Genomic DNA, 19893 nt, shown 5'->3' with positions numbered 1-19893 from the left:
TGCTATTTTCGATTCATATTTCTACGCTTAATCCTATCGTTAAGCTTATTAATTGTTTTTAACTGTTCTAAAATACAAATTATCCAAATAATAACATAAAGTAGGATAAAGACTAATAAAGTCCAAATATCAATTGGCCAATTATTGATTAACTCCATTAATAAAAACAGCAAAAGCGTACCCACAAAATGAATTCCAATAGCAATGGTGATCGGTAAGTCAGAACTAAAAAGAAGTGCAAGTAGCCCAATACATCCCGAAATAATAAAAACAGACACTACACCTTTAACAGTTGGAGCAACTCCAGGATTAGCAAAAGCTAAAATACATAAATAAGACATCGCACCGAAGCCCATTCCTGTAACAAAGTAGTCAAAACATTTACCAAACAATCTCATCAAAGTCCCAGCTCCTTTTCTAACTCCGGCAAATAGCGGCGTGAAACGTCTGCTTTCAACTTACCTGCTAAGATTGCCACCATATTACCAGCAAAGCCACTCTCAATTGACTCCAAATAATTTAAATTAATAACAGAATGCCGCGAAACTTGTACGAAATTTTCATTTAAATTTTCGATTGCCTGATACAGTCTTCCCGACGTTTTTATCATTTCATTTGTAGTGAAATAAGTTAAACTTGTCGACTGAACCTCAATCTTAATTACATCATCTACTTTAATTGTAGCAATTCGATCTTCTGTTTTAATTGGTAACAGAGAACGATTTCGTTTACCAAATTTATTTACATAATTAATTAATTTTTTAACTGTAGTATTTTCTTCTAATGCTCGAACTTCAACTTCAATTTCGTCTAATTCTAGGGATGAGTCTTTTTGAAATTTAATTTTCAACTTATGCTTTTGCCTTTCTATCAGCTTGAAAAGACATTATTACAATAACTCCAATCAACAATGCAATCATTCCCAGCATCACATATGCATTATCAAGCGTTGTTAGACGATAACCATTGATCTTGAAATGAATTCCAAGATAATTAATCAATTCTGTTCTCATACTTGGGCTCAATTGACTTTTACTAATGTGATTAAGCAATAAACTTCTCATAGCTGAAGCTTCATAACTACTTGGAATTAATTTTACCAAAGTTTGTGCAGTATGAGATAAAGTTCCATATGGCATATAAGTCGCTACTGCAAATCCAGCCGCTGCACCAATAATTGCTGACAACCTACTAAAAGTAGTCGATGAATGTATAAAGTAAACAATTATCTCATTAAGCAAAGTAGCTCCAATCGCTCCTAGTAACATATATCCTAAAGCTGGAAAATAAGCACTGCTTGGAATTGTAATTTTATCAACTACAGTAAAATAAACACCCATAACAATAAAAGTAACAATCTGCATTACAAAGCTAACAAATGAACTAGATAAAACATAAGCCAAATTTTGACCAGCAGATGAAATCTCAGTTAATTTCATGTCATCACTAGTCCTAGTTTCGCGATCTTTTACTAACTGTCCTAATGCTTGAAATGATGTAGTAATTCCGGCAATCGCTATAATTCCCGCAATCATCCACAAGTCTAGCATTTCACTAGCTTTGGGTACGTTTGACCAAGAGCTTTCTAAATTTTTTTGTAAAAAGCCAATATAGATGAAGAAGGAAATCAATGCACCGAGACATGACATAATTACACCCGGAACATTTGAAAAGTAAATTTTAATATTTCTTTGAAGTAAAGCCAACATTATTGAAGCTCCTTTCCTGCAACCTTAATAAAAGCGTCGTTAACTGAACCTTTTTGATATTCAAAATCATTAATAATATTGTGATTTTCATCTAAAAACTGAATTACTTCATTTGCAGGTAAGCCATCAATTTCAAGTTGATGACTTGAGACTATCCTTACTTTATAGTTAGTTCTTAATTTTGCTTTTTCTTGGACATCAATGAGCAATTTAGTCGGTGCATACTTTTCTTTAATTTGCTGAGCTGAGCCATCAGCTAAAATTTCACCATTTTCTAGGATATACATTCGATCTGCATTTTCAGCTTCTTCCAAGTAATGGGTTGTTAAAAAGATGGTTAAGCCCTGCTGTTTTTGTAATTTTTGTAATAAATTCCAGATTACTAATCTAGTTTGTAAATCTAATCCTGTCGTTGGTTCGTCTAAAAATAGCAAATCTGGATGATTAATCAAAGCTCTAGCAATATCTACCCGTCTTCTTTGTCCACCAGATAAAGTGCCATATTTTTGTTTCAAAAATTTCTTAATTCCAATTAAATCAATTAGTTGATTAAGCCATTTTTTAGAAAAATTTTTATACATACGGGCTCGTAAATCAAGATTGTCTTCGACCGTCAAATTATCATCTAGAACGCTATTTTGAAAAACAACGCCAATTTTTAAATTATTTGCATACTTGATTGTGCCGGAAGTCGGCTTCATCAGCCCAGTTAAAATATTTATCGTAGTAGACTTTCCTGCACCATTTGTACCAAGATAGGCTACAAGCTGACCTCGATCAATTTTTAAATTAACATTATCTAGAGCAAGCTTTTGACCATATTTTTTAGTTAAATCATAAGTTTCAATTAACATAGAATTACTTTCCTTTCTTTGATTTAACTAAAGAATAGCGATAAATAAGATTGGTGTATCGAACTTTCAAATGAGTGGTTAGAATTTAAACATGAATGGAAAATTTTAGAGCATAAAAAACGCTACCCAACGTGTAAACATTGACTAGCGTATACCTTTCTTTATAAGGTTTCTTAATTCAACTCTTTAACCATATTATAACTACTTACCCCGTCACGACCAGAAAGATCATCTGAAGTTTTTCCTTCATCTTTTGTTTTTCATAAAGATTAAATAGCTTTGGTAAACAAGTTAATGAAATTGCCCGACATTCATTTTCTCGAGTTCAAGCAAATACTTCTTATTCTCAATCCCGGCCGCATAGCCGGTCAGGCTGCCATCAGCCCCAACAACGCGATGACATGGCGTTAAGATCAAAATCGGATTATTATGGTTAGCCATTCCAATTGCTCGAGCAGCTTTCGGTTTGTCCATCATTTGTGCAATTTCACCATAAATTCTGATTTCACCATATGGAATTTTTTCAAGTGTCCGCCATACTCGCTTTTGAAAATCGGTCCCTTCGGGGTTTAATGGTATATCAAACTGCTGGCGTTGACCTGCAAAGTATTCTTCTAATTCTTTGGCACATTTTTCTACTAATTTACTAGAAGCTGCAGAAGATGTTAATTCTTTTTCAATTTTCGTTGGCTTAACTGTAACAATCGCCTCATTAGTAGCAGAAATTTCAAGTAAACCAATAGGTGTTTTTATCGTCTGATAACTAATATTTCTCATCATGCATCATCCCTATACAAAAACCGCGGTCAAAAAAATGATCGCGGTTTTTAGATATATATTCGAACTAACGTTATTGTCTCTCAGCAATATAATCTAACAAGCGATACATTACTCTCTTATTCTCAGCAGGAACACCATGAGCAATAATCTCTTCGCTAGTTTGGTGCAAATCGTTGTGATCTAATGGATACTGATCGTCGTTTATAGCAATTTCACGCACATTATCTGCCGCAGGTTCAAAGTGAAATTGAAGCCCAATCACATTATCCATTACAAATCCTTGGTTTTTAACCAAATCACTGCTAAAGAGCAACTCCGCTTGCTTTGGAACTTCAAACATTTCCTCATGCCAGTGAAGGGCCGTTAACTTCTCAGGAATATCTGAGATAAGATTACTCTTTAAATATACTGGCGCCCAACCCACTTCCTTATGTGGTGCTTTTTTCACATCATAGCCAAGCGTCTTAGCAATCTGTTGTGCACCATAGCATGCTCCAAAAATTGGCTTGTGCTGGTCAAGCAACTGCTTAATCAAAAGCCGCTCTTGCTTAATCCAAGGCAGATCATCATTCGGACTCATTGGACCACCAAGAACTACCAGCATATCAGTTTCTTCAGCAGTTGGAAGATTGCCAAACTGATATGGGTGATAGATATACATCTCGTGACCATAATCTTGTGCCCATTGCTCAATAGTACCTGGGCCTTCATTTGGCGTATGTTGCAAAACATTAATTCTCATTGAATATCCTTTCTGTCAACGGCAATGTTGTGCTAGGTATCGCCTGCAAGTACCTAAGATATTAGTTGTTATATCACGAAATTTTGCACTTAACAATGGGAAAAATTAGCGCATCCTTCACAAGTGGCTTCTTATTTCAACTCTTTGACCATGTTATAACTACTTACCCCATCAGGATCAGGGATGTCCTCTGAGGTCTTTCCCTCATTGACAAAACCGCGCTTTTCATAGAAATTGAATAATTCTGGTAAGCAAGTTAGTGAAACAGCCTTTCGGCCTGCTTTTTTAGCAATCTTATCCATTTGCATGAGTAATTGTGTCGCAATTCCATTTTTTCGCACTTCAGGCAAAACGGCTAAGCTTAAGATAGTCTGGTACTGATCCTCCTTGCGATTAGGATGATTTTTAAAATACAATTCATCTTTGATATAGCGATCCACGGCTGCGGGACCAAAAACGTGTCCCACTACTTTGCCATCTTTTTGTGCAACTAAAAAGGTATCAGGGTAATTTTCAATTCGACCAATCATATCTTTTCTCGTCATCTCTTGTGGCATGTCAAAAGCGCTTGATTCAAGCTCAACAATTGCGTCTAGGTCGGACATTCTTACCGTTCTAATTATTAACGACATTATTAACTCTCCTTATTTTGTAGCTATCTTTCAGTAGCCACTCCATCTTTAAATTTAACTTTTAACTTAACGACCCGATCCATGTGGACTACGTTAGGATTTTGACGATATAATGCTGTAGCAGATTCAAAAAGTAGGTATATTTCTCCATCTTTTCCGATAATCTGCTCTAAATACGGCGGTAAAACAATGATCTTATCAGCTTCAGCTGGATCAAGATTGTAATTAGGCTTATCTAATTTATTCTTGAAAATTAATAGTTGGGAATTAAAGTCACCATACGATTCAGATAGTAAAATATCTTTTTTGTCGAAACTTATTCCCTGAATTTGAGAATATGTAGACCAATTTTCATCTGGAAAGGCAAAATCATATTCCTTTTTATCTTTTTTGAACAAACCTTTTTTATTAAGCTTATAAGCAAAAAGCTGCCCACCATGAATTTTGTCAAAATAACCTATATAAAGTTTATGCTTATGATAAGTCAAATATGATGTCTTTAATGGAGCTGCTAAATTGGTTGCATGTTCAAACTTGATCGGACGTTTTTGCTTTTTTAAATCATACTTTTCAATTTCTTTTAGAGTCACTGATTGAACTTGGGCTCGTTGATATTGATTGATCGTGGCTACCCATAAGCGATCGTGGTCATCATCATAGGCGATACCACCGACATGATCAATATTGTTTAAAGCAATTGTTTTTACAAACTGGCCCGTCTTAAAATCGAGTACCCAAAGAACTGAGTCAAAAGTTTTACTTTTGCTATATGCGGAAATAATTAAATATTTGTGGTGAATTATCGCTAGACCTTGTGGATCCATGTCATAAGCAATCCCAGGTTTTCCCTGATTTGGTGGAGTATATTTAATTGCTGCTGATTGAATCAAACCCGGTATTACATAAAAAGTCGGTTTTTGCTTAAAATTCAAATTTTTGTATACATCAGGATAATTTTTAGACAAGACCTCCTTAAATTGCTTTGTTGAATAGGCTGCTGGACGAGTGCTTGTATTATCAATTAAGGCAGGCTGCCTTTTTAAGCGATGATGTACAGGGACTTTATTTTTGGAGTTCCAAGGTAGAAAAAATATTCCACACAAAATTATTACTAAGATAGCAGCAAGCCACCAGTATTTTTTTATTAATTTCTTTTTAGTCAAAAGTCGCTCTTTCTCCTTTTACTGACTTATAAATGTCTTTATCTATCTTAAGTATAAAGGTTTTTCCTATCTGAAATCACTCCTATTTTCTTTTGACCTATTTCCTAGGAAATAATACTTATAAAAACCGTCCCATAAAGGTTTATAATTAATACTTCAGTATGATTTTTTACTCTTTCACCCAATTTGCAACCATTAGTTGCATGCTATGCAAACAAAAAGTGGTTGTCTGCAACTAAGATTTTTTATAAATTGAGATCATTCAAATGAAGAAAGGACATTTAATCATGAGATTAGGTCAAAAAATCGCAGAATTGCGTAAAAAGAATAATCTTTCTCAAGAAACCTTAGCTGAAAAAATGAATGTCAGCCGCCAAGCCGTTTCTAAATGGGAAAGTGATCAATCTATTCCGGATATCGAAAAAATCGTTAATTTATCAGAGCTGTTCGGTGTTACTACAGATTATTTGTTGAAAAGTGGTGCGCCATCTTTTGAAATAAAGCTAGAAGATGTACCAGTAGATGAAAAGCTCCCTATTTTATCTGATGACTTAGTGCAAAAATATTTATCTGCTGCTAAGAAAAGTTCAAACTTGCGTGCCTTAGCTGCAGCCCTTGTTGTTTTCAGTCCTGTATGGATTTCTTTTGGCATGCCTTTGGCAGGATTTTTCGAGTCAAATAAGCAGCTATATCAGATTATTGCTATGACCGGATATGCAGCAGCAGTTGCTACCCTTGCAATTGCGTTTGGACTATTAATTTATAGTCTTCTTGTTATGCGTAAATTTAATCATCTGAAGCAGCAAAACTTTGATATTCCTGAGCAAAGAAATAAATTGACATCTACAATTGAAGAATTTCATCAAACTTACGATAAATTCATTGTCGTTGCTAGCATTTTAAGTGTTTTAAGTTTTATTGGGCCAATGATCAATGGCTTTAGTCACTTTTCTAGTATGGGATCACTTATTACTTGGGGCATAACCTTCCTAATTCTTAGCATAGCCTTATACTTATTTGCATTTTATGCGTTTCAAAGAAATTATCTTTCTCTTTTAATCAAACATAAAAAGCATCTCCCACCTAATCTACATCGATTATTCATCTATGGCAGTTGGGGCTATCTTTTTGTTGTTTTGGGACTCGCTTATATTTTTGATAGATATGTAATTAACACCATTAATTCTGCTAATATCCTATACTTAGGTTTTATAGTTTATTGCTTATTTACATATTTCTTTTTCAGGGAAAAAGCAGAGTAGATTCATCTAATCACTTATACTAAAAGCTCGCAAATTTAATTGCGAGCTTTTTTCATTGTCTTCTTTGGTAGTTACTTCAAGCATCATTATAATGCCTTCCTTCTTAGATAATTCAAAATGATAGTCATTCTTTTTCAAAAATAGTTTAGTAGCAACATAAGCTGTTCGCTTATTTCCATCCGCAAAGATATGTTTCTTAGTAATTTTTTGTAAAATAAAAGCCCCTTTAAGCCAAATGTTTGGATATAGTTCATGTCCAAACAAAACCCGTTTGGGCTGCTGGGTAATCATACTCAATCCTTTCGCCGCCTCTTTGTAATTACAATTATACATTTTGTATATACAAGTTTACAATAAACTGTAATTTTGATTGTTAATATCTAAATTAATCACTATAATTTTCACTAAAATCAAAAAAACGCAAAATATTGGGACCTGTGCGCATTATCTTCTAATTTTTTGATTGATTCGTTTTATTTCTCGTTTGACCAAATACATATTTATCATCCACATTAAAACGTAAACGAGGACAAATATTCCAGTGAAAAATAGCCAATTAGTTACATTTAAAGGAAACCAGCCGGCCAGAATTGCTAGAGGGGTAAATCCACAGTAATAAACAGCAAAATTTACAATCGTACGTTTACGAAGTGTCCAATAATTCACTTTAAATACTAATGCACCAGCACTAAAGACTAATCCCATTAGACCCCACAAAATTACTGAAACTAAAACGGCATTCAGTGGACGCGTAAAATGATCTGTAAAGGTTGGAGCTGAAGGAACATAATTATTTAAACCATAGAGGTAACTAAAGAAGAGAGAGAATACTAATCCAAATAATTCACCCAGAGCTATCCCATTAATTAGCAACAAATGATATTTTTTCATATGCCTAACCTCTCTTTCAAATTTTTAACTTTCCTACGACTTATTGGTATACGTTGATGGTTCTTCAGAATAACGTTAATCATTCCATTATCAAGCAATTCTAAGTGATCAATATGACGAAAATTGAAAATAGCACTTTGGGACGCTTCAATAAAATCTGCATTTAATTCATTCTTCAAAATTGAAATTCGTTTATGGTACTTGTAATGGTGGTTAATTGTAGTAATGTCAACTCCTTGGCTGCTCGTTTGAATGGCAAAAATATCTTGATAGTTAATAGGTTTTAGTTCACCATCGGCGTAACCCCATAAAACTTGTTTATGACCATTCAAATAGTTAAGTAGATTTGTCAGCTCTGGAGTGATTTGGCGAACCCAAATTTCGCCATGTTCCTCATCTAGCGAACTATCAACATGACAATTAATCTTCACAAACAGTTATTCTCCTTTTGTTAAAAGATAAGCTAAGTATAACAATTAAAGTGGCACAAATAACAAGATGTTAATAATTGGTTGAAAACTCTTACTAAATGGTGCCTTTTTTAATAAATATGGTAAAGTCATTACTTATATTCAGGCTATTAATCGAATTTTTACTCTCCTTAGCTCGCATTATAATAAATTTTTTGCAGCGTAATGATAACGGTGTTATCATTTAATCGTAGAAATAACAGCATTATAAAAAAGAGGATAAAAATGACAACAGAAGAACAACTTATAAATCAAACTATTCACCTAATCGACACTAACGATTATCAACCCCCTTCATCTAAATAGCAATTACTTACTAGAACGCACAATTATTGGAATACACATTAGATCAATTTTTGAAAGGAAAGAATTAAATTGGACTACTTAATCATCTATTGTCATCCTTACGAAAAAAGTTTTAACCATGCAATTTTAGAATCAGTAAAATCAAATTTAGCTCATAATCACAAAAGCTTTAGAGTAATTGATTTGTATCAGGAACAATTTAATCCCATTTATGATAAAGAAGAGTTACGTTTATTTCACACTGGCAAAACTCATGATCCTCTAGTAACAAAATACTTAAATTACTTAAAAGAAGCTTCAGCAATAATTTTCATTACTCCACTTTGGTGGAACAGTATCCCGTCAATGCTTAAAGGCTTTATTGACAAAGTTATGAAAGAAGGAAAAGGCTTATCACATACTGTAAGCAAAACTGGCATTCATGGCGAATTAACCAACATTAAACATACTTATGTTCTGACTACTTCAACTTCACCAACTTTTTATGTCAAGTTCTTTTTAGGAAACGGTATTAAACGTATTTTTATTAATAAAACTCTCAACCAATTAGGGATGCAAGATCGTCATTGGATTCATTTTGGTGGTGTTACAAATTCTACTTTGAGGCAACGAAAGGAATATCTAAATAAAATTAATCACTATAATTTTCACTAAAATAAAAAAGCGTTACTCAATAGCTTTAACCACTATAAAGTAACGCCTTTTAGCGTACACTAAAATCTACACATTCAATTGATGTTGCTTAGGCCTAGAACCAACTTTCTTAATCCAGCTCATTTGTTCTAGTTGATCAATAGCAGCTTTAGTTCTCTATGCTAATAGTAAATATACATCCGTTCTTATTTTGACAAATGACCATTTTGTCAATTACCTTACCCACCAGTGTAATTAATTATTAACAAAAGTGGGGTTTTGTTAATAATGCAAGGGTAAAAATATGATTATAATTAACAGATCTATGTTTTTATGATGTTCCTTATTTCACATTATCTTGTTTTGAGCACATAATTAGCTGCTTGCCGTACGTTTTCGGATTATTGATTATTCTAAGCATTACTTGAGCTACATCACCACGATAAGTACGAGGTGCACCTGGCATTTTGAATCCCGATTCGGCATCCCTCACTAGTGGCTTCTTAGTTTTATCACCATTAAATAGTGGACCCGGGTGTATAGTTGTCCAATTTAAATCAGACGCAAATAATTTACTTTCTCCAGCTTCATGGTCAGCAAAGTTTCCCTTTAAGAATCCCTTAGCTCCCATTTTATAAGGATATCTGGTATTGTCATAAGTCTTGCCTACACCTAAAGCAGATAGACTAACTAATCTTTTAACACCCGAGTTATCCATTGCCTTAATGATATTTGAAATTGCAAAAGCAAATAGCCGACCACTACTATTTGACATTGGATTACCCAGCGTTACTAAAACTGCATCACAGCCCTTCATTGCTCTAGACATTCTATTAATATCAGTCAATTCTCCTTTAATTACCTTCAGGTTGGAATGTTCACTCAACTTCTGTGGGTGTCTAGCGTAAGCAACAACTTTATCATTTTGTGCTAAAGCTTGCATTAACACATCTGTACCAGTTCGACCAGTAGCACCTATTAAAAATATTTTCATATGACATCACCAATCTAAATATTATCTTCAATCCAATTCATGATATACTCCGTTCCAGTGGCATAGCCACCCATTTGTGTATGTTGCTGCGCAGTGGAATTTTCATCAAACAACATGTAATCTTTAGGACAATTCAGAGCATCATAGAACTTTTTAGCAGCACCGTGTGTAACCTCTGCAGAGCCATCTAATACTAAAGTCTTTGTCCTAATATCATCAACGATATCTGTATTATTGTACTTTTGCAATTCATTAATAATTGTCTTATCAGTTGCCCCGTGCTTCCATTCATAATCTTTTAAAACAAAGTCAATCATCTTAGGTCTGATCATTGCAGGCATTTTAAGTGCTTTTTCTAAGCGTCCAGCAATCATGCCACCCCAGTTCATGTTGCCTGGATCAGAAATAATGAATTTCAAACGATTGTCAAATGAAGCAGCTCTGGGAACTAGAAAGCCACCAAAGCTCATTCCCATTGCGCCTATTCGATTGTCATCTACTTCATCTAATCCTTGTGCAAAATCAATTACTGGTCCCAGCACATTTTCAAAGTCAGGTCTAAATTTTAAGTTTTGCAATCTCAAAGCCATTCCTTGACCGGGACCATCAAATGTTAAAGCATGAATGCCACGCTTAATTGCCGCATCAGTTACCCAGATAGTGTCATCTGCCCAGGTGTCTCGACCAGGAACTACAATTAGTAGCGGTGCTTTTTCATCTTTAGCATATGGTGAGCGATAAAAATGACCAGGCAAATATGTATTTTCATAAGGAATCTTTATCGCTTCACCGGGATAGCCACTTAATTCAAGAGAGCGATCATAGCAATCTTGGCTTCTTTGAGAGTAATCTTTCATCCGAGGATCTTGCCAATCACCGAAATACATTAGCGATACTCGCCAATAAGTCGAAGCACGTAAATAACTGCTAGATGCACTAATTTTCTTACCATCCTTCTCAAAATGATGAGCTCGATTTTGTAAATGAGCTGCCATATTACTCCAAGCACTAATCCAGCTTTGCTCGTCGCTTTCCTTAATATTCATAATTACTTCAAGCACTTCGCCTTCATCACTCATACGATATGGCATCAAATCCATGACGTGTTTAATCAAAGCATCTTGCAGCATATTGTCATTGTATTTATAATCTGACCAGTGTTTCTTAAAAGTAGTTGTCATATTTACTTCCTCATTTCTTATTTGTTGGTCTAATCTTATAAGAAAATCGGTTATACTTTAACTACAAAATTAAATGGAGTGTTGCATTTTGAATAAATATATCAATAAAAATAATCAGACAAATGAGAAGATCGAAACTGCGATTTTAAAGTTAATGAATTCAAAAAGTCTAAATAAAGTCACTATGAGCGAAATTGCGGCACAAGCCGGAATTAATAGAGTTACCCTCTACCGTCATTTTGATGATAAATGGGGAATTGTAGAACAAATTGAGCAAGATTTTTTCACTAAAATTACTAAGCCGCACAATAAAATGCTTAATAAATTATCTGTTAAATCTGAAAACGGCATTCTATATTTAACTAATTTTTTAAAGGTTTTTGAACAAAATTTAAATACGATAAAAATTCTCCTAAGTGATAATGGTGATTTAGCTTTTTCAAATAAATTAATGACTCATCTACTACAAATGGAAGAACTGTCGCATCCCATTATGCATTTAGATATTTCAAAAGATATGCAGGATTTATTTTCCTTTTACGGGATTTCTGCCTTAATCGGAATCATTCGTTTCTGGACATTACATCCTTACTATTCAGCTAAAGAAATGGCTACTTTCTTTTTCAAAATGAGAACAGGGGAACTTAGTATGATTGATTAGACTTTACCTTTCTCAACAAGAAAAATATTGTAAATAGTCTGCAAATTGCGAGCTTTTTTATCAATAATCATTATTTCCAATAACTATTTATATTTAGTTCTTCCAACTAGAAACCACGACTTTACCAGTCATATGGCCACTTTCTACTAATTTATGAGCTTTTCGCAAATTGGTAGCGTTCAAAGGTGTTAATGACTTGGTCATAGTGCATTTAAGTTTTCTACTATCCAACATCTGAGCAACTTTATCTAAAATATCATGCTGGCTGATCATATTTTCGGTCTGATAATAGGATTTGGTATACATCCATTCCCATGAAAAGTGCGCTTTCTTTTTAGTTAATAATCTCAAATTGATTGGTCGACGATTTTCAGTAATTGAAACAATGTGTCCTTCAGGCTTAATTAGTTCACACATTTCTTTCCAGTGACCATCTAAATCCTTTAGTTCTAAAATATAGTCAACATATTTGAATCCTAATCTTTTTACTTGTTTTACCAAGTCCTCACGGTGATTTACGACATAATCAGCACCATGATCTTGCGTCCATTTAATACTGTCTGGACGAGATGCAGTAGCAATAACGGTTAAGCCAGCCAAATGAGCTAATTGAGTAGCCACTGATCCTACTCCACCTGCACCATTAATAATTAGAATTGTTCTATCTTGATTACTTTGTTGACTCCAAAGTAACCCCATTTGTTCAAATAAGGCTTCATAAGCTGTAAGTGAAGTTAAAGGCATTGCGGCTGCTTCATTATCTTTTAAAGACTTAGGAGCATGACCAACTATTCTTTCATCAACAAGTTGATATTCACTATCACTACCTGAACGAATAAATGAACCTGCATAAAATACTCGATCACCTGGTTTAAATAAGCTAACATCAGATCCTATCTCTTCAACTACACCGCATGCATCCCAGCCAATTATTTTTGGAGTTTTTAACACTGCACGTCCACCTTTTCTCACTCCAACGTCTACCGGATTAACTGATACTGCATTTACTTTGACCAATAAATCATGTCCTTTAACAGTTGGTTTTGGCGTTTCAAAATCAATCAAGCTTTCGGGATCATCAATATTTAAATGCTTTTTAAATCCAATTGCTTTCATTTTTTATCTCCTTTTCTATTTACTAATTAATTGTAAGTAGATGAATGATAAAAACAAGAAGTGAATTTTTTCTTACTAAGTAACAAATTCTTCCCTAGCTCATTTAAATTGCAAGCTTTAGAATGATATTAATATCAATACGAGAAGGATGAAAAAATGCCACATCATATTTATAACTGCGCCGAAGGTTGCCCTGTTGAAAGTACGCTTCAAATTATTTCAGGGAAATGGAAAAGCGTTATTATCTATCATTTAATCAAAGAAAAGAATTGCCGATTCAATGAATTACAAAAACTGATGCCCAACTGTTCAAGACGAATGTTATCACTTCAATTAAAGGAATTAGAAAATGATCAAATTATTGATAAAACGATTTTTCCAAGTGTACCACCTAAAACCAGCTATCAACTAACTGCATTAGGCAAAACCCTCACTCCATTAATTCTAGAAATGGAAAAATGGGGAAATAAATATAATCAATTGCATGAATAAAAGCCCGCAAAATTAATTGCGAGCTTATCTTATATCCACTTTTATTCCCACTCAATAGTGGAAAACAGCTTACTGGTGATATCATAAGCTACCCGGTTAATATGGTTACATTTTATCTACAATTCGTGTAGAAATCTTACTTAAACATCTTATGGAATTTGCACAAAGTCTGCAGTCATTCCATCAATTGAAGTTACAACATGAATGATATACCTTATAACACAAAGCGTTACCTAACGTAAAAACGAATAAGAAGGAAATTTTTAACATTTTAAAATAATGTATAGATATTAGCGAACATACGATCTGATATAATTAACATATAACATTAACAGATCAAGGTTAAAATATGTCACACAAAAAAATGTGTACTACAACAGAGCTTATACAGCACCTTAAAACTAAGGGAATAACCTTCAATTACCTGAACACATCAGAAGCCCAACATATGTTAGATACAACCAACTATTATTTCAAATTGGGCTCTTATAGAAAAAATTTTGCTAAAGATACCGAGGGTAAATACATTAACTTAGACTTTGCTTATCTAACAGATTTAGCTGCAATTGACGGGCAATTAAGAGAGTATCTATTAGAGATTACATTAGACATAGAGCATGGTATCAAAACTTTTATTATTACCAATATTTCCAACAATCCAAATGAAGATGGTTACTCAATAATCCAAGAATTTAAAGATAAATATCCTACGCAATATGAACATACGTTAACTCAATTAAAGAAAAATAGATATTTACAGGATTTGTATAATAAATATCATTCTAATATGCCAATTTGGGTCTTTATGGAAATTTCATCATTTGGTGTTTTATCTCTATTTATTGACTTTTACTATAAAAAGTATAAAACTAAGAATCTTAGACAAATCCACGCTCATCTAAAGTTTTGTAAAAATATTAGAAATGCATGTGCGCATAGTGATCCCTTTTTGATAAATCTTTTTTCGGACAAAGAATTTTTACGTCATCCATCTGCAGCTGTTATGTCAATTGGGGAACAGATGGGTATTTCAAAAGACTATATCACTGATTTGAAGATAAATGACTTAATTTCCACGTTTTATCTTCATCGAAAAATTCAAAGCAAAAAGTTAGCAGATCACAGAGTTAGAGAAGGGAAGCGTCTTATTCAGAGATTCAATCGGCACAGTGAATGGTATTCTGATAATCAAAAAATCAATACTTTTATATCAATCCTAACCAAACTAATTGACTCTCTTTCATAAAAAGTCTAATATGATTCATGAGGAAATAACGGTTAGACCGTTAGCTAATTAAGACAGTAGTTAAGATTGGTTATAGAAAAAAGCTCCAACACAAGTTGGGGCTTTTTTGTTTGGTATATTTTACTCGCATTTATAATTATGTTTATTCAAAATATTGGAAACTGCACTCGTACTAATTATCACCTGCAGACATACCACTCTTTGATACTTTCTTTGGCATCACAAAATATGAGTGTTACCCACTTAAATAAACTAAGAGCCCTCTTAATAATTACTAGAAATTTGCAGCTTACTTATGATCTCATTGATATATTTATTAATTGTATCAAAATCAACTAAAAACCATTCACGAGGATGAATAATTTTACCATTTCCCGCTTTTATATCTACATCTAAACGGTATTGCTCTAATACGTGATGTAGTGAAGTCTCTAAGACTTCTGGATTTAGATTTACAACCTGATATTCTGCAACAACTTTTACAGGTCCATATAAATATGTTGGTTCATTTTCAGCATTAGCTATTCTACGCTCTACAGTTCCAGAAGTAAAACCAACCTTATACAGTTCGTGATCTTCCTGTATTCGTTTAATTTCAAGATTATTACTTAGAGACTTTAATACATAGACATACCCAGTAATTTGATCTTCATTTTCAAAAGTAAATTGTTCATCTGGTTCTGTAACAGCTTTACCATAAACCCCGCGTTGCCTACTACCATAGAGCGAAGCAATTAAACCATTTCTTAATGGATAATTTTCAGTCCCATTATCATAGATCACATGCAATCTAGCATCTGTTTGTGATGCACTGCGCGTTTTATTCTTAAATTCTGATCCTATTGATTCTATATATAATAATTGACCATTAAGAACATAAAATTTATGACGCTCAATTTCATTATTATCAAAACGAACCAATTGTCGTTTGCCTGAAGCTAATTCTTGATGGACTCTTTCAAACAATGGACGATATTTGTTAAAGCCATCCATCTTTTTTCTACGGGACTTATTCTCAGGAACATTCTCCTGTTCCTTCTTAATCTCTCTTAATTTGCCTGTATCAAATAACTTTGAATTAAGTGATTTAGAAGTATTGTTAGTAAACAGGGCAGAATCGTCATTTAAAATATCATCTAAAGAATGAATAGGACGATTATTATCCATTTTGATTATTCCTTCTAGCTCTCATATCACTCAGTTTAGCCAAAGCATATGCCATACGGACTTCTTCTTCATTATTTGAATCTTTATTTGGTGCATGACCTTCTCTTTCTACGAATACTTTAGAATTTTTATACAATTGTATAAGTTCTTCATCCGAGAAATCATATTTCTTTGCATCAATTGTTCTCTCAATTATCCGTAAAGTATCACTATCAATATTTTGTGACATGACATCATACGCCCGTTGAAATGGATTAATTGATTCAATCAAATTAATATCTAAATCATCAACATTAATAAATTTATCTGCCATCTTTAAAAATGCATTTGTATTGCCTTGTTGATCTTTAGCAGTTTCTACTTCTGCATGCCGTAATACTGTATCCGCCACTGCATATTGGCTAACTTGATCAATTTCATCATTAGTTAAATCTGGATACCGTGTCATAACAACTTTCGGAATTAATTCCTTATTCATAACTTCGGCATCAACATTTGCAGCAATACCATTTTTAACATCAGAGTCTTGTAAAATTGCAGCTTTTAAATCTGGCAAATCATTTTCAATAATACTTTGAACACGTTTAGAAGTTGGTTCTCTCAGACCCTTAATTAGAATGTCTGCATCACCTGTTGATTTTTGATCCTTATGAGTTCTTCTCTTTAAATGAATTTCAGGTGCTAAAACTTGTTCCATCAATAGGGATGAAGTAATAGCCTTCAAAATCTGATTCACGGCATATTCAACATCACCATCTTTAGCATCAGGTTGTTCAATCATATTAGTAAATTGAGCATGTGTTTTATTAGAACTGTCACGCGTTACACGACCAATAATTTGAACGATTTCAGTTAATGAATGACGATAACCAATAGTTAAAGCCTGTTCTGCCCATGGCCAATCAAAGCCTTCTTTAGCCATATTTAATGCAACAATAATATCTAAATCATCAGGACCTTTAAGATCTTCTCTTAGATAATCTTGTACCTTTTCTCTTCCGTCTTCATTGACTAAATCTGCAACCTTTAAGATTTTACCAGCTCTTTTATCTTTAATATTGTAAATACCTGTTTTTTCATCTCGATCAACAATATCGCCTATAGCGTCAAAAATTGAATCTACTTCATTATATTTATCTTTAGTTGATTCACTGGAATTAATACTTGGAATATGAATAATTGTCTTCTTATCAGTATCTAACGCCTCATCTAAAGCATCTAAATATGAACCTCTGTAAAATTTATAATCTATTCCAAAAGATTTCAAATATTGATAGCCATCTAGTTGTTCATAGTAAGTGTAAGTAACCTTATCAAATAATTGTTCATCTTCTGGCGAAAGAATAGGTGCAGAATCTCCTCTAAAGTATGAGCCGGTCATCGCCATGATATGTGCAGAAGAATTATGCATAATATTCTTCAAAGCTGTTCCAAGTACTGAACTATCTTCAGAAGAAACATGATGGAATTCATCAATTGCTAGGAAGATATCATCAAATGAATGATCATCCCCTACTTTATCGTAAGCAAAGCGCAAAGTGGCATGCGTACAAATTAAAATTCTTCCATCTTTTGAATTTAAAAAATCTACTAATTTCTGTACTTTACCACTATCGCTGCCTGGTAGTGTTAGATCATATTTAGGATCAACACGCCAATCTTCATAAAAACCATATTTTATTAAATCTGTATTTGTAAAAGATCTACCAATTGTTCTTTCTGGTACAGCTACAATAACCTTCTTGATACCTTGATTAGCTAGCTTATCTAGAGCAACAAACATTAACGCTCTAGATTTACCAGATGCAGGTGGAGCTTTAACTAAAAGATATTGAGTATTTCTATGTTGATAAACACGCGCCTGCATCTCACGCATTCCTAATTCATTGGTATTTGTACTTTTACCGGTTTGATGATATGTTACTTCAACAACATTTTTATCTTGCATAATTAAAATTCCTTACTATCACAATCTACTAAGAACCTAATAATTAAGCTAGCTTGATTCATTAAAAAGGTTATTTCTTCATGTCCTAGATTTTCAGGCACATCATGTTTTGCTTCATCATTTTGAATATTCATATACATATCAAGCATCTTCCAGAATAAATTTACAATTTGATTATTAATACCTTTCACTTTAAAGAATTTCCCCAAATTACTCTTTTGATTTTCTAATGACTTTTCTGATCTTGTAATTTCTTTAACCAATAATTCTATTGTCAGCCGTATATCATCCAGTGATTCTCTATAATCCCCTTTATCAAAGAATAAACAAGCTTTTCTCCATTGATTTTTTATTTTTTGAGGATAACAACTTAACAAATCCGTGATACTTCCTCTTGATTTACTACTCCCATTATCTTGATACGATAATAGTTCATCTATTTCTTCACAAAGATACTCTTCATATTTTATATAACTAAGTTTTTCCAATTGGGACATGAAGTCAAAAATTTCATCATCAGAAAGGCAGCCTATATTTTTTCTTAAAATTTCTCGTTTAGTCCCATCCACAACGTCAGTAAGGGGGACTTCTTTACCAACACTTTTAGCAAAGTATTGAGTCAAATCAATTAATTCTTGTTTAGTGTTAAATATACTTTCTAATTGATTTTCAATTCCTATTAATAATGCATATGGCACTCTACTCATTACCCTTCCCTACCTTTTCACTATACATATCAAGTAATAATGACAATCTTTCATTATCATCTTTAAATCCATTAGACTTATATGCTCTATCAACTACCTCATCAAGTTCTTGATGAGCATCTAAAAGACGTGAATTCATTGGTTTTGGATTCTTTTCAGCAAGTGGAGAACCATATAATTCTGCCAAGGTTCCACCTTCTTCTTCACGAATATCCAGAATATTTAAAATAAGACCTTCTATTTCATTAATACGACGAGTAGACAATTTAGGAACCGGAAAAGTATTATAGACAAGACTCGCTGAATAACGATAATCCGTTTTTAATCGTCCACCAACTGCCCTTAACCATGTCATATGCATACGTGATTCAAGCAGCCCTAGTAACCATAAAGGTGCATCATATATAGCCATAGCAGAATCAGAAATAACCGTATCTGGTTGTATATACCCCATCGGAACATACAATCTATTTTTTGAAGATACACGTTATGATAATTGCATTTGAATTATGCCATCGGATTTCTCCAAATAGTTGTGGATAATTTGCTAATTTTTGAGTTGCCGTTCTCTTACTCTCAAGTCTATAAGATCTCACTTTGTTGATTATGTTATTCACATAAATATCATCAGCGTATTTATTCTCTTTAACGTTATAAAGCCACAAGCAATATCTAATATTAGAATTAATAAATTCAGATGAACCTACATACTTTTTAAAAAGAATTTTTCTGCTTATTGGTAAAGACCTAAATTCATTGTCTGAAATAATGAAACTTCCACCATCATTTGGCATACTACCAAAACTTATCTGAGGTAAATTATCATTTCTTTCTTTTTTCTCAAAGACAATAGTATTATTATTTTCAGATAAATTGTAACTCATGGAACTTGTATCTGTGCTTTGGCTGGTATCAGATGCAAGTCCTTTTTCTTTTGAT

Annotated in this window: 24 protein-coding genes; 5 read left to right on the top strand and 19 right to left on the bottom strand. The window is 33.2% G+C overall.

Annotated elements, in window-relative coordinates; genetic code table 11:
- Positions 1-2 precede the first annotated feature (2 nt).
- From Q0Y70_RS02220 to Q0Y70_RS02185, 8 genes are all read right to left on the bottom strand, one after another.
- Positions 3-398: a DUF3021 domain-containing protein gene (locus Q0Y70_RS02220; RefSeq protein WP_297816089.1), complete on the bottom strand. Its 396-nt coding sequence runs from the start codon at positions 396-398 to the stop codon at positions 3-5.
- Complete coding sequence (locus Q0Y70_RS02215; RefSeq protein ID WP_297816002.1) at positions 398-850, bottom strand: LytTR family DNA-binding domain-containing protein; 453 nt, start codon at positions 848-850, stop codon at positions 398-400. Before Q0Y70_RS02215 ends, Q0Y70_RS02220 begins: the two co-directional genes overlap by 1 nt.
- A 1-nt stretch (position 851) precedes the next feature.
- A complete protein-coding gene (locus Q0Y70_RS02210) occupies positions 852-1709 on the bottom strand; it encodes an ABC transporter permease (RefSeq protein WP_297815999.1) in 858 nt (285 codons plus the stop codon).
- The gene (locus Q0Y70_RS02205) at positions 1709-2563 is read right to left on the bottom strand and encodes an ABC transporter ATP-binding protein (protein ID WP_297815996.1); all 855 of its coding nucleotides are present in this window, start codon (positions 2561-2563) and stop codon (positions 1709-1711) included. The genes Q0Y70_RS02210 and Q0Y70_RS02205 overlap by 1 nt, the downstream gene beginning before the upstream one ends.
- A gap of 291 nt (positions 2564-2854) precedes the next feature.
- Complete coding sequence (locus Q0Y70_RS02200) at positions 2855-3340, bottom strand: methylated-DNA--[protein]-cysteine S-methyltransferase (RefSeq protein WP_297816087.1); 486 nt, start codon at positions 3338-3340, stop codon at positions 2855-2857.
- Positions 3341-3413: 73 nt separating this feature from the next.
- Positions 3414-4085, bottom strand: a complete 672-nt coding sequence (locus Q0Y70_RS02195; protein ID WP_297815993.1) for a type 1 glutamine amidotransferase — start codon at positions 4083-4085, stop codon at positions 3414-3416.
- Between the two features lie 131 nt (positions 4086-4216).
- Complete coding sequence (locus Q0Y70_RS02190) at positions 4217-4717, bottom strand: GNAT family N-acetyltransferase (protein WP_297815990.1); 501 nt, start codon at positions 4715-4717, stop codon at positions 4217-4219.
- A 23-nt stretch (positions 4718-4740) separates the two neighbouring features.
- Complete coding sequence (locus Q0Y70_RS02185) at positions 4741-5880, bottom strand: YncE family protein (protein WP_297815987.1); 1140 nt, start codon at positions 5878-5880, stop codon at positions 4741-4743.
- A 287-nt stretch (positions 5881-6167) separates the two neighbouring features.
- Here Q0Y70_RS02185 and Q0Y70_RS02180 point away from each other — a divergent pair, with 287 nt between their 5' ends.
- Positions 6168-7142: a helix-turn-helix domain-containing protein gene (locus tag Q0Y70_RS02180; protein WP_297816084.1), complete on the top strand. Its 975-nt coding sequence runs from the start codon at positions 6168-6170 to the stop codon at positions 7140-7142.
- Positions 7143-7148: 6 nt separating this feature from the next.
- Here Q0Y70_RS02180 and Q0Y70_RS02175 read toward each other — a convergent pair whose 3' ends face one another.
- From Q0Y70_RS02175 to Q0Y70_RS02165, 3 genes are all read right to left on the bottom strand, one after another.
- A complete protein-coding gene (locus tag Q0Y70_RS02175) occupies positions 7149-7439 on the bottom strand; it encodes a type II toxin-antitoxin system death-on-curing family toxin (RefSeq protein WP_297815984.1) in 291 nt (96 codons plus the stop codon).
- 147 nt (positions 7440-7586) lie between these two features.
- Positions 7587-8033 (bottom strand): DUF3021 domain-containing protein, encoded by a 447-nt coding sequence (locus tag Q0Y70_RS02170; protein ID WP_297815982.1) that lies wholly within the window; start codon positions 8031-8033, stop codon positions 7587-7589.
- Positions 8030-8464: a LytTR family DNA-binding domain-containing protein gene (locus Q0Y70_RS02165; protein ID WP_297815980.1), complete on the bottom strand. Its 435-nt coding sequence runs from the start codon at positions 8462-8464 to the stop codon at positions 8030-8032. Before Q0Y70_RS02165 ends, Q0Y70_RS02170 begins: the two co-directional genes overlap by 4 nt.
- Positions 8465-8878: 414 nt before the next feature.
- Here Q0Y70_RS02165 and Q0Y70_RS02160 point away from each other — a divergent pair, with 414 nt between their 5' ends.
- Complete coding sequence (locus Q0Y70_RS02160) at positions 8879-9463, top strand: NAD(P)H-dependent oxidoreductase (RefSeq protein ID WP_297815977.1); 585 nt, start codon at positions 8879-8881, stop codon at positions 9461-9463.
- A gap of 322 nt (positions 9464-9785) precedes the next feature.
- Here the strand turns inward: Q0Y70_RS02160 and Q0Y70_RS02155 are convergent, their stop codons facing one another.
- Together Q0Y70_RS02155 and Q0Y70_RS02150 are read right to left on the bottom strand one after the other, a co-directional pair.
- A complete protein-coding gene (locus Q0Y70_RS02155) occupies positions 9786-10436 on the bottom strand; it encodes an NAD(P)-dependent oxidoreductase (protein WP_297815975.1) in 651 nt (216 codons plus the stop codon).
- A 14-nt stretch (positions 10437-10450) separates the two neighbouring features.
- Positions 10451-11617, bottom strand: coding sequence for a S9 family peptidase (locus Q0Y70_RS02150; RefSeq protein ID WP_297815970.1), 1167 nt, complete (start codon positions 11615-11617; stop codon positions 10451-10453).
- A gap of 88 nt (positions 11618-11705) precedes the next feature.
- Between Q0Y70_RS02150 and Q0Y70_RS02145 the strand changes: the two genes are divergently transcribed.
- Entirely contained in the window at positions 11706-12278 is a 573-nt protein-coding gene (locus Q0Y70_RS02145) for a TetR/AcrR family transcriptional regulator (RefSeq protein WP_297815968.1), read from the top strand.
- A 93-nt stretch (positions 12279-12371) separates the two neighbouring features.
- On the opposite strand, the gene Q0Y70_RS02140 is transcribed toward Q0Y70_RS02145, so the two are convergent.
- Positions 12372-13394, bottom strand: a complete 1023-nt coding sequence (locus Q0Y70_RS02140; RefSeq protein WP_297815966.1) for a zinc-binding alcohol dehydrogenase family protein — start codon at positions 13392-13394, stop codon at positions 12372-12374.
- Positions 13395-13550: 156 nt separating this feature from the next.
- Between Q0Y70_RS02140 and Q0Y70_RS02135 the strand changes: the two genes are divergently transcribed.
- Together Q0Y70_RS02135 and Q0Y70_RS02125 are read left to right on the top strand one after the other, a co-directional pair.
- Complete coding sequence (locus Q0Y70_RS02135; protein WP_297815964.1) at positions 13551-13886, top strand: helix-turn-helix domain-containing protein; 336 nt, start codon at positions 13551-13553, stop codon at positions 13884-13886.
- A gap of 448 nt (positions 13887-14334) precedes the next feature.
- On the top strand, positions 14335-15132 hold the full coding sequence (locus Q0Y70_RS02125; RefSeq protein WP_297815962.1) for an Abi family protein: 798 nt from the start codon (positions 14335-14337) through the stop codon (positions 15130-15132).
- 264 nt (positions 15133-15396) lie between these two features.
- Here Q0Y70_RS02125 and Q0Y70_RS02120 read toward each other — a convergent pair whose 3' ends face one another.
- From Q0Y70_RS02120 to Q0Y70_RS02100, 5 genes are all read right to left on the bottom strand, one after another.
- Complete coding sequence (locus Q0Y70_RS02120; protein ID WP_297815960.1) at positions 15397-16299, bottom strand: GIY-YIG nuclease family protein; 903 nt, start codon at positions 16297-16299, stop codon at positions 15397-15399.
- Positions 16292-18247, bottom strand: a complete 1956-nt coding sequence (locus Q0Y70_RS02115; RefSeq protein WP_297815957.1) for a DEAD/DEAH box helicase — start codon at positions 18245-18247, stop codon at positions 16292-16294. Before Q0Y70_RS02115 ends, Q0Y70_RS02120 begins: the two co-directional genes overlap by 8 nt.
- A gap of 2 nt (positions 18248-18249) precedes the next feature.
- A complete protein-coding gene (locus Q0Y70_RS02110) occupies positions 18250-18954 on the bottom strand; it encodes a hypothetical protein (protein WP_297815955.1) in 705 nt (234 codons plus the stop codon).
- Positions 18947-19408, bottom strand: coding sequence for a type IIL restriction-modification enzyme MmeI (locus Q0Y70_RS02105; RefSeq protein ID WP_297815952.1), 462 nt, complete (start codon positions 19406-19408; stop codon positions 18947-18949). The genes Q0Y70_RS02110 and Q0Y70_RS02105 overlap by 8 nt, the downstream gene beginning before the upstream one ends.
- 13 nt (positions 19409-19421) lie before the next feature.
- Positions 19422-19893 (bottom strand): type IIL restriction-modification enzyme MmeI (locus Q0Y70_RS02100; protein ID WP_367270333.1); only part of this gene is annotated, 472 nt, incomplete at its 5' end.

Origin of the sequence: uncultured Lactobacillus sp. (assembly GCF_947367085.1) — a bacterium.
Lineage (GTDB): Bacteria > Bacillota > Bacilli > Lactobacillales > Lactobacillaceae > Lactobacillus.
Note: the sequence above shows the minus strand (reverse complement) of the source record. Positions and strands in the feature narration are given on the sequence as shown.

Bases quoted from the DNA above. Each gene is read 5' to 3' on its own strand.
- Q0Y70_RS02220 (WP_297816089.1), bottom strand. From the start codon at position 398: ATGAGATTGTTTGGTAAATGTTTTGACTACTTTGTTACAGGAATGGGC.
- Q0Y70_RS02210 (WP_297815999.1), bottom strand. From the start codon at position 1,709: ATGTTGGCTTTACTTCAAAGAAATATTAAAATTTACTTTTCAAATGTT.
- Q0Y70_RS02205 (WP_297815996.1), bottom strand. From the start codon at position 2,563: ATGTTAATTGAAACTTATGATTTAACTAAAAAATATGGTCAAAAGCTT.
- Q0Y70_RS02200 (WP_297816087.1), bottom strand. From the start codon at position 3,340: ATGAGAAATATTAGTTATCAGACGATAAAAACACCTATTGGTTTACTT.
- Q0Y70_RS02195 (WP_297815993.1), bottom strand. From the start codon at position 4,085: ATGAGAATTAATGTTTTGCAACATACGCCAAATGAAGGCCCAGGTACT.
- Q0Y70_RS02190 (WP_297815990.1), bottom strand. From the start codon at position 4,717: ATGTCGTTAATAATTAGAACGGTAAGAATGTCCGACCTAGACGCAATT.
- Q0Y70_RS02180 (WP_297816084.1), top strand. From the start codon at position 6,168: ATGAGATTAGGTCAAAAAATCGCAGAATTGCGTAAAAAGAATAATCTT.
- Q0Y70_RS02170 (WP_297815982.1), bottom strand. From the start codon at position 8,033: ATGAAAAAATATCATTTGTTGCTAATTAATGGGATAGCTCTGGGTGAA.
- Q0Y70_RS02155 (WP_297815975.1), bottom strand. From the start codon at position 10,436: ATGAAAATATTTTTAATAGGTGCTACTGGTCGAACTGGTACAGATGTG.
- Q0Y70_RS02150 (WP_297815970.1), bottom strand. From the start codon at position 11,617: ATGACAACTACTTTTAAGAAACACTGGTCAGATTATAAATACAATGAC.
- Q0Y70_RS02140 (WP_297815966.1), bottom strand. From the start codon at position 13,394: ATGAAAGCAATTGGATTTAAAAAGCATTTAAATATTGATGATCCCGAA.
- Q0Y70_RS02135 (WP_297815964.1), top strand. From the start codon at position 13,551: ATGCCACATCATATTTATAACTGCGCCGAAGGTTGCCCTGTTGAAAGT.
- Q0Y70_RS02125 (WP_297815962.1), top strand. From the start codon at position 14,335: ATGTTAGATACAACCAACTATTATTTCAAATTGGGCTCTTATAGAAAA.
- Q0Y70_RS02120 (WP_297815960.1), bottom strand. From the start codon at position 16,299: ATGGATAATAATCGTCCTATTCATTCTTTAGATGATATTTTAAATGAC.
- Q0Y70_RS02115 (WP_297815957.1), bottom strand. From the start codon at position 18,247: ATGCAAGATAAAAATGTTGTTGAAGTAACATATCATCAAACCGGTAAA.
- Q0Y70_RS02110 (WP_297815955.1), bottom strand. From the start codon at position 18,954: ATGAGTAGAGTGCCATATGCATTATTAATAGGAATTGAAAATCAATTA.
- Q0Y70_RS02105 (WP_297815952.1), bottom strand. From the start codon at position 19,408: ATGGGGTATATACAACCAGATACGGTTATTTCTGATTCTGCTATGGCT.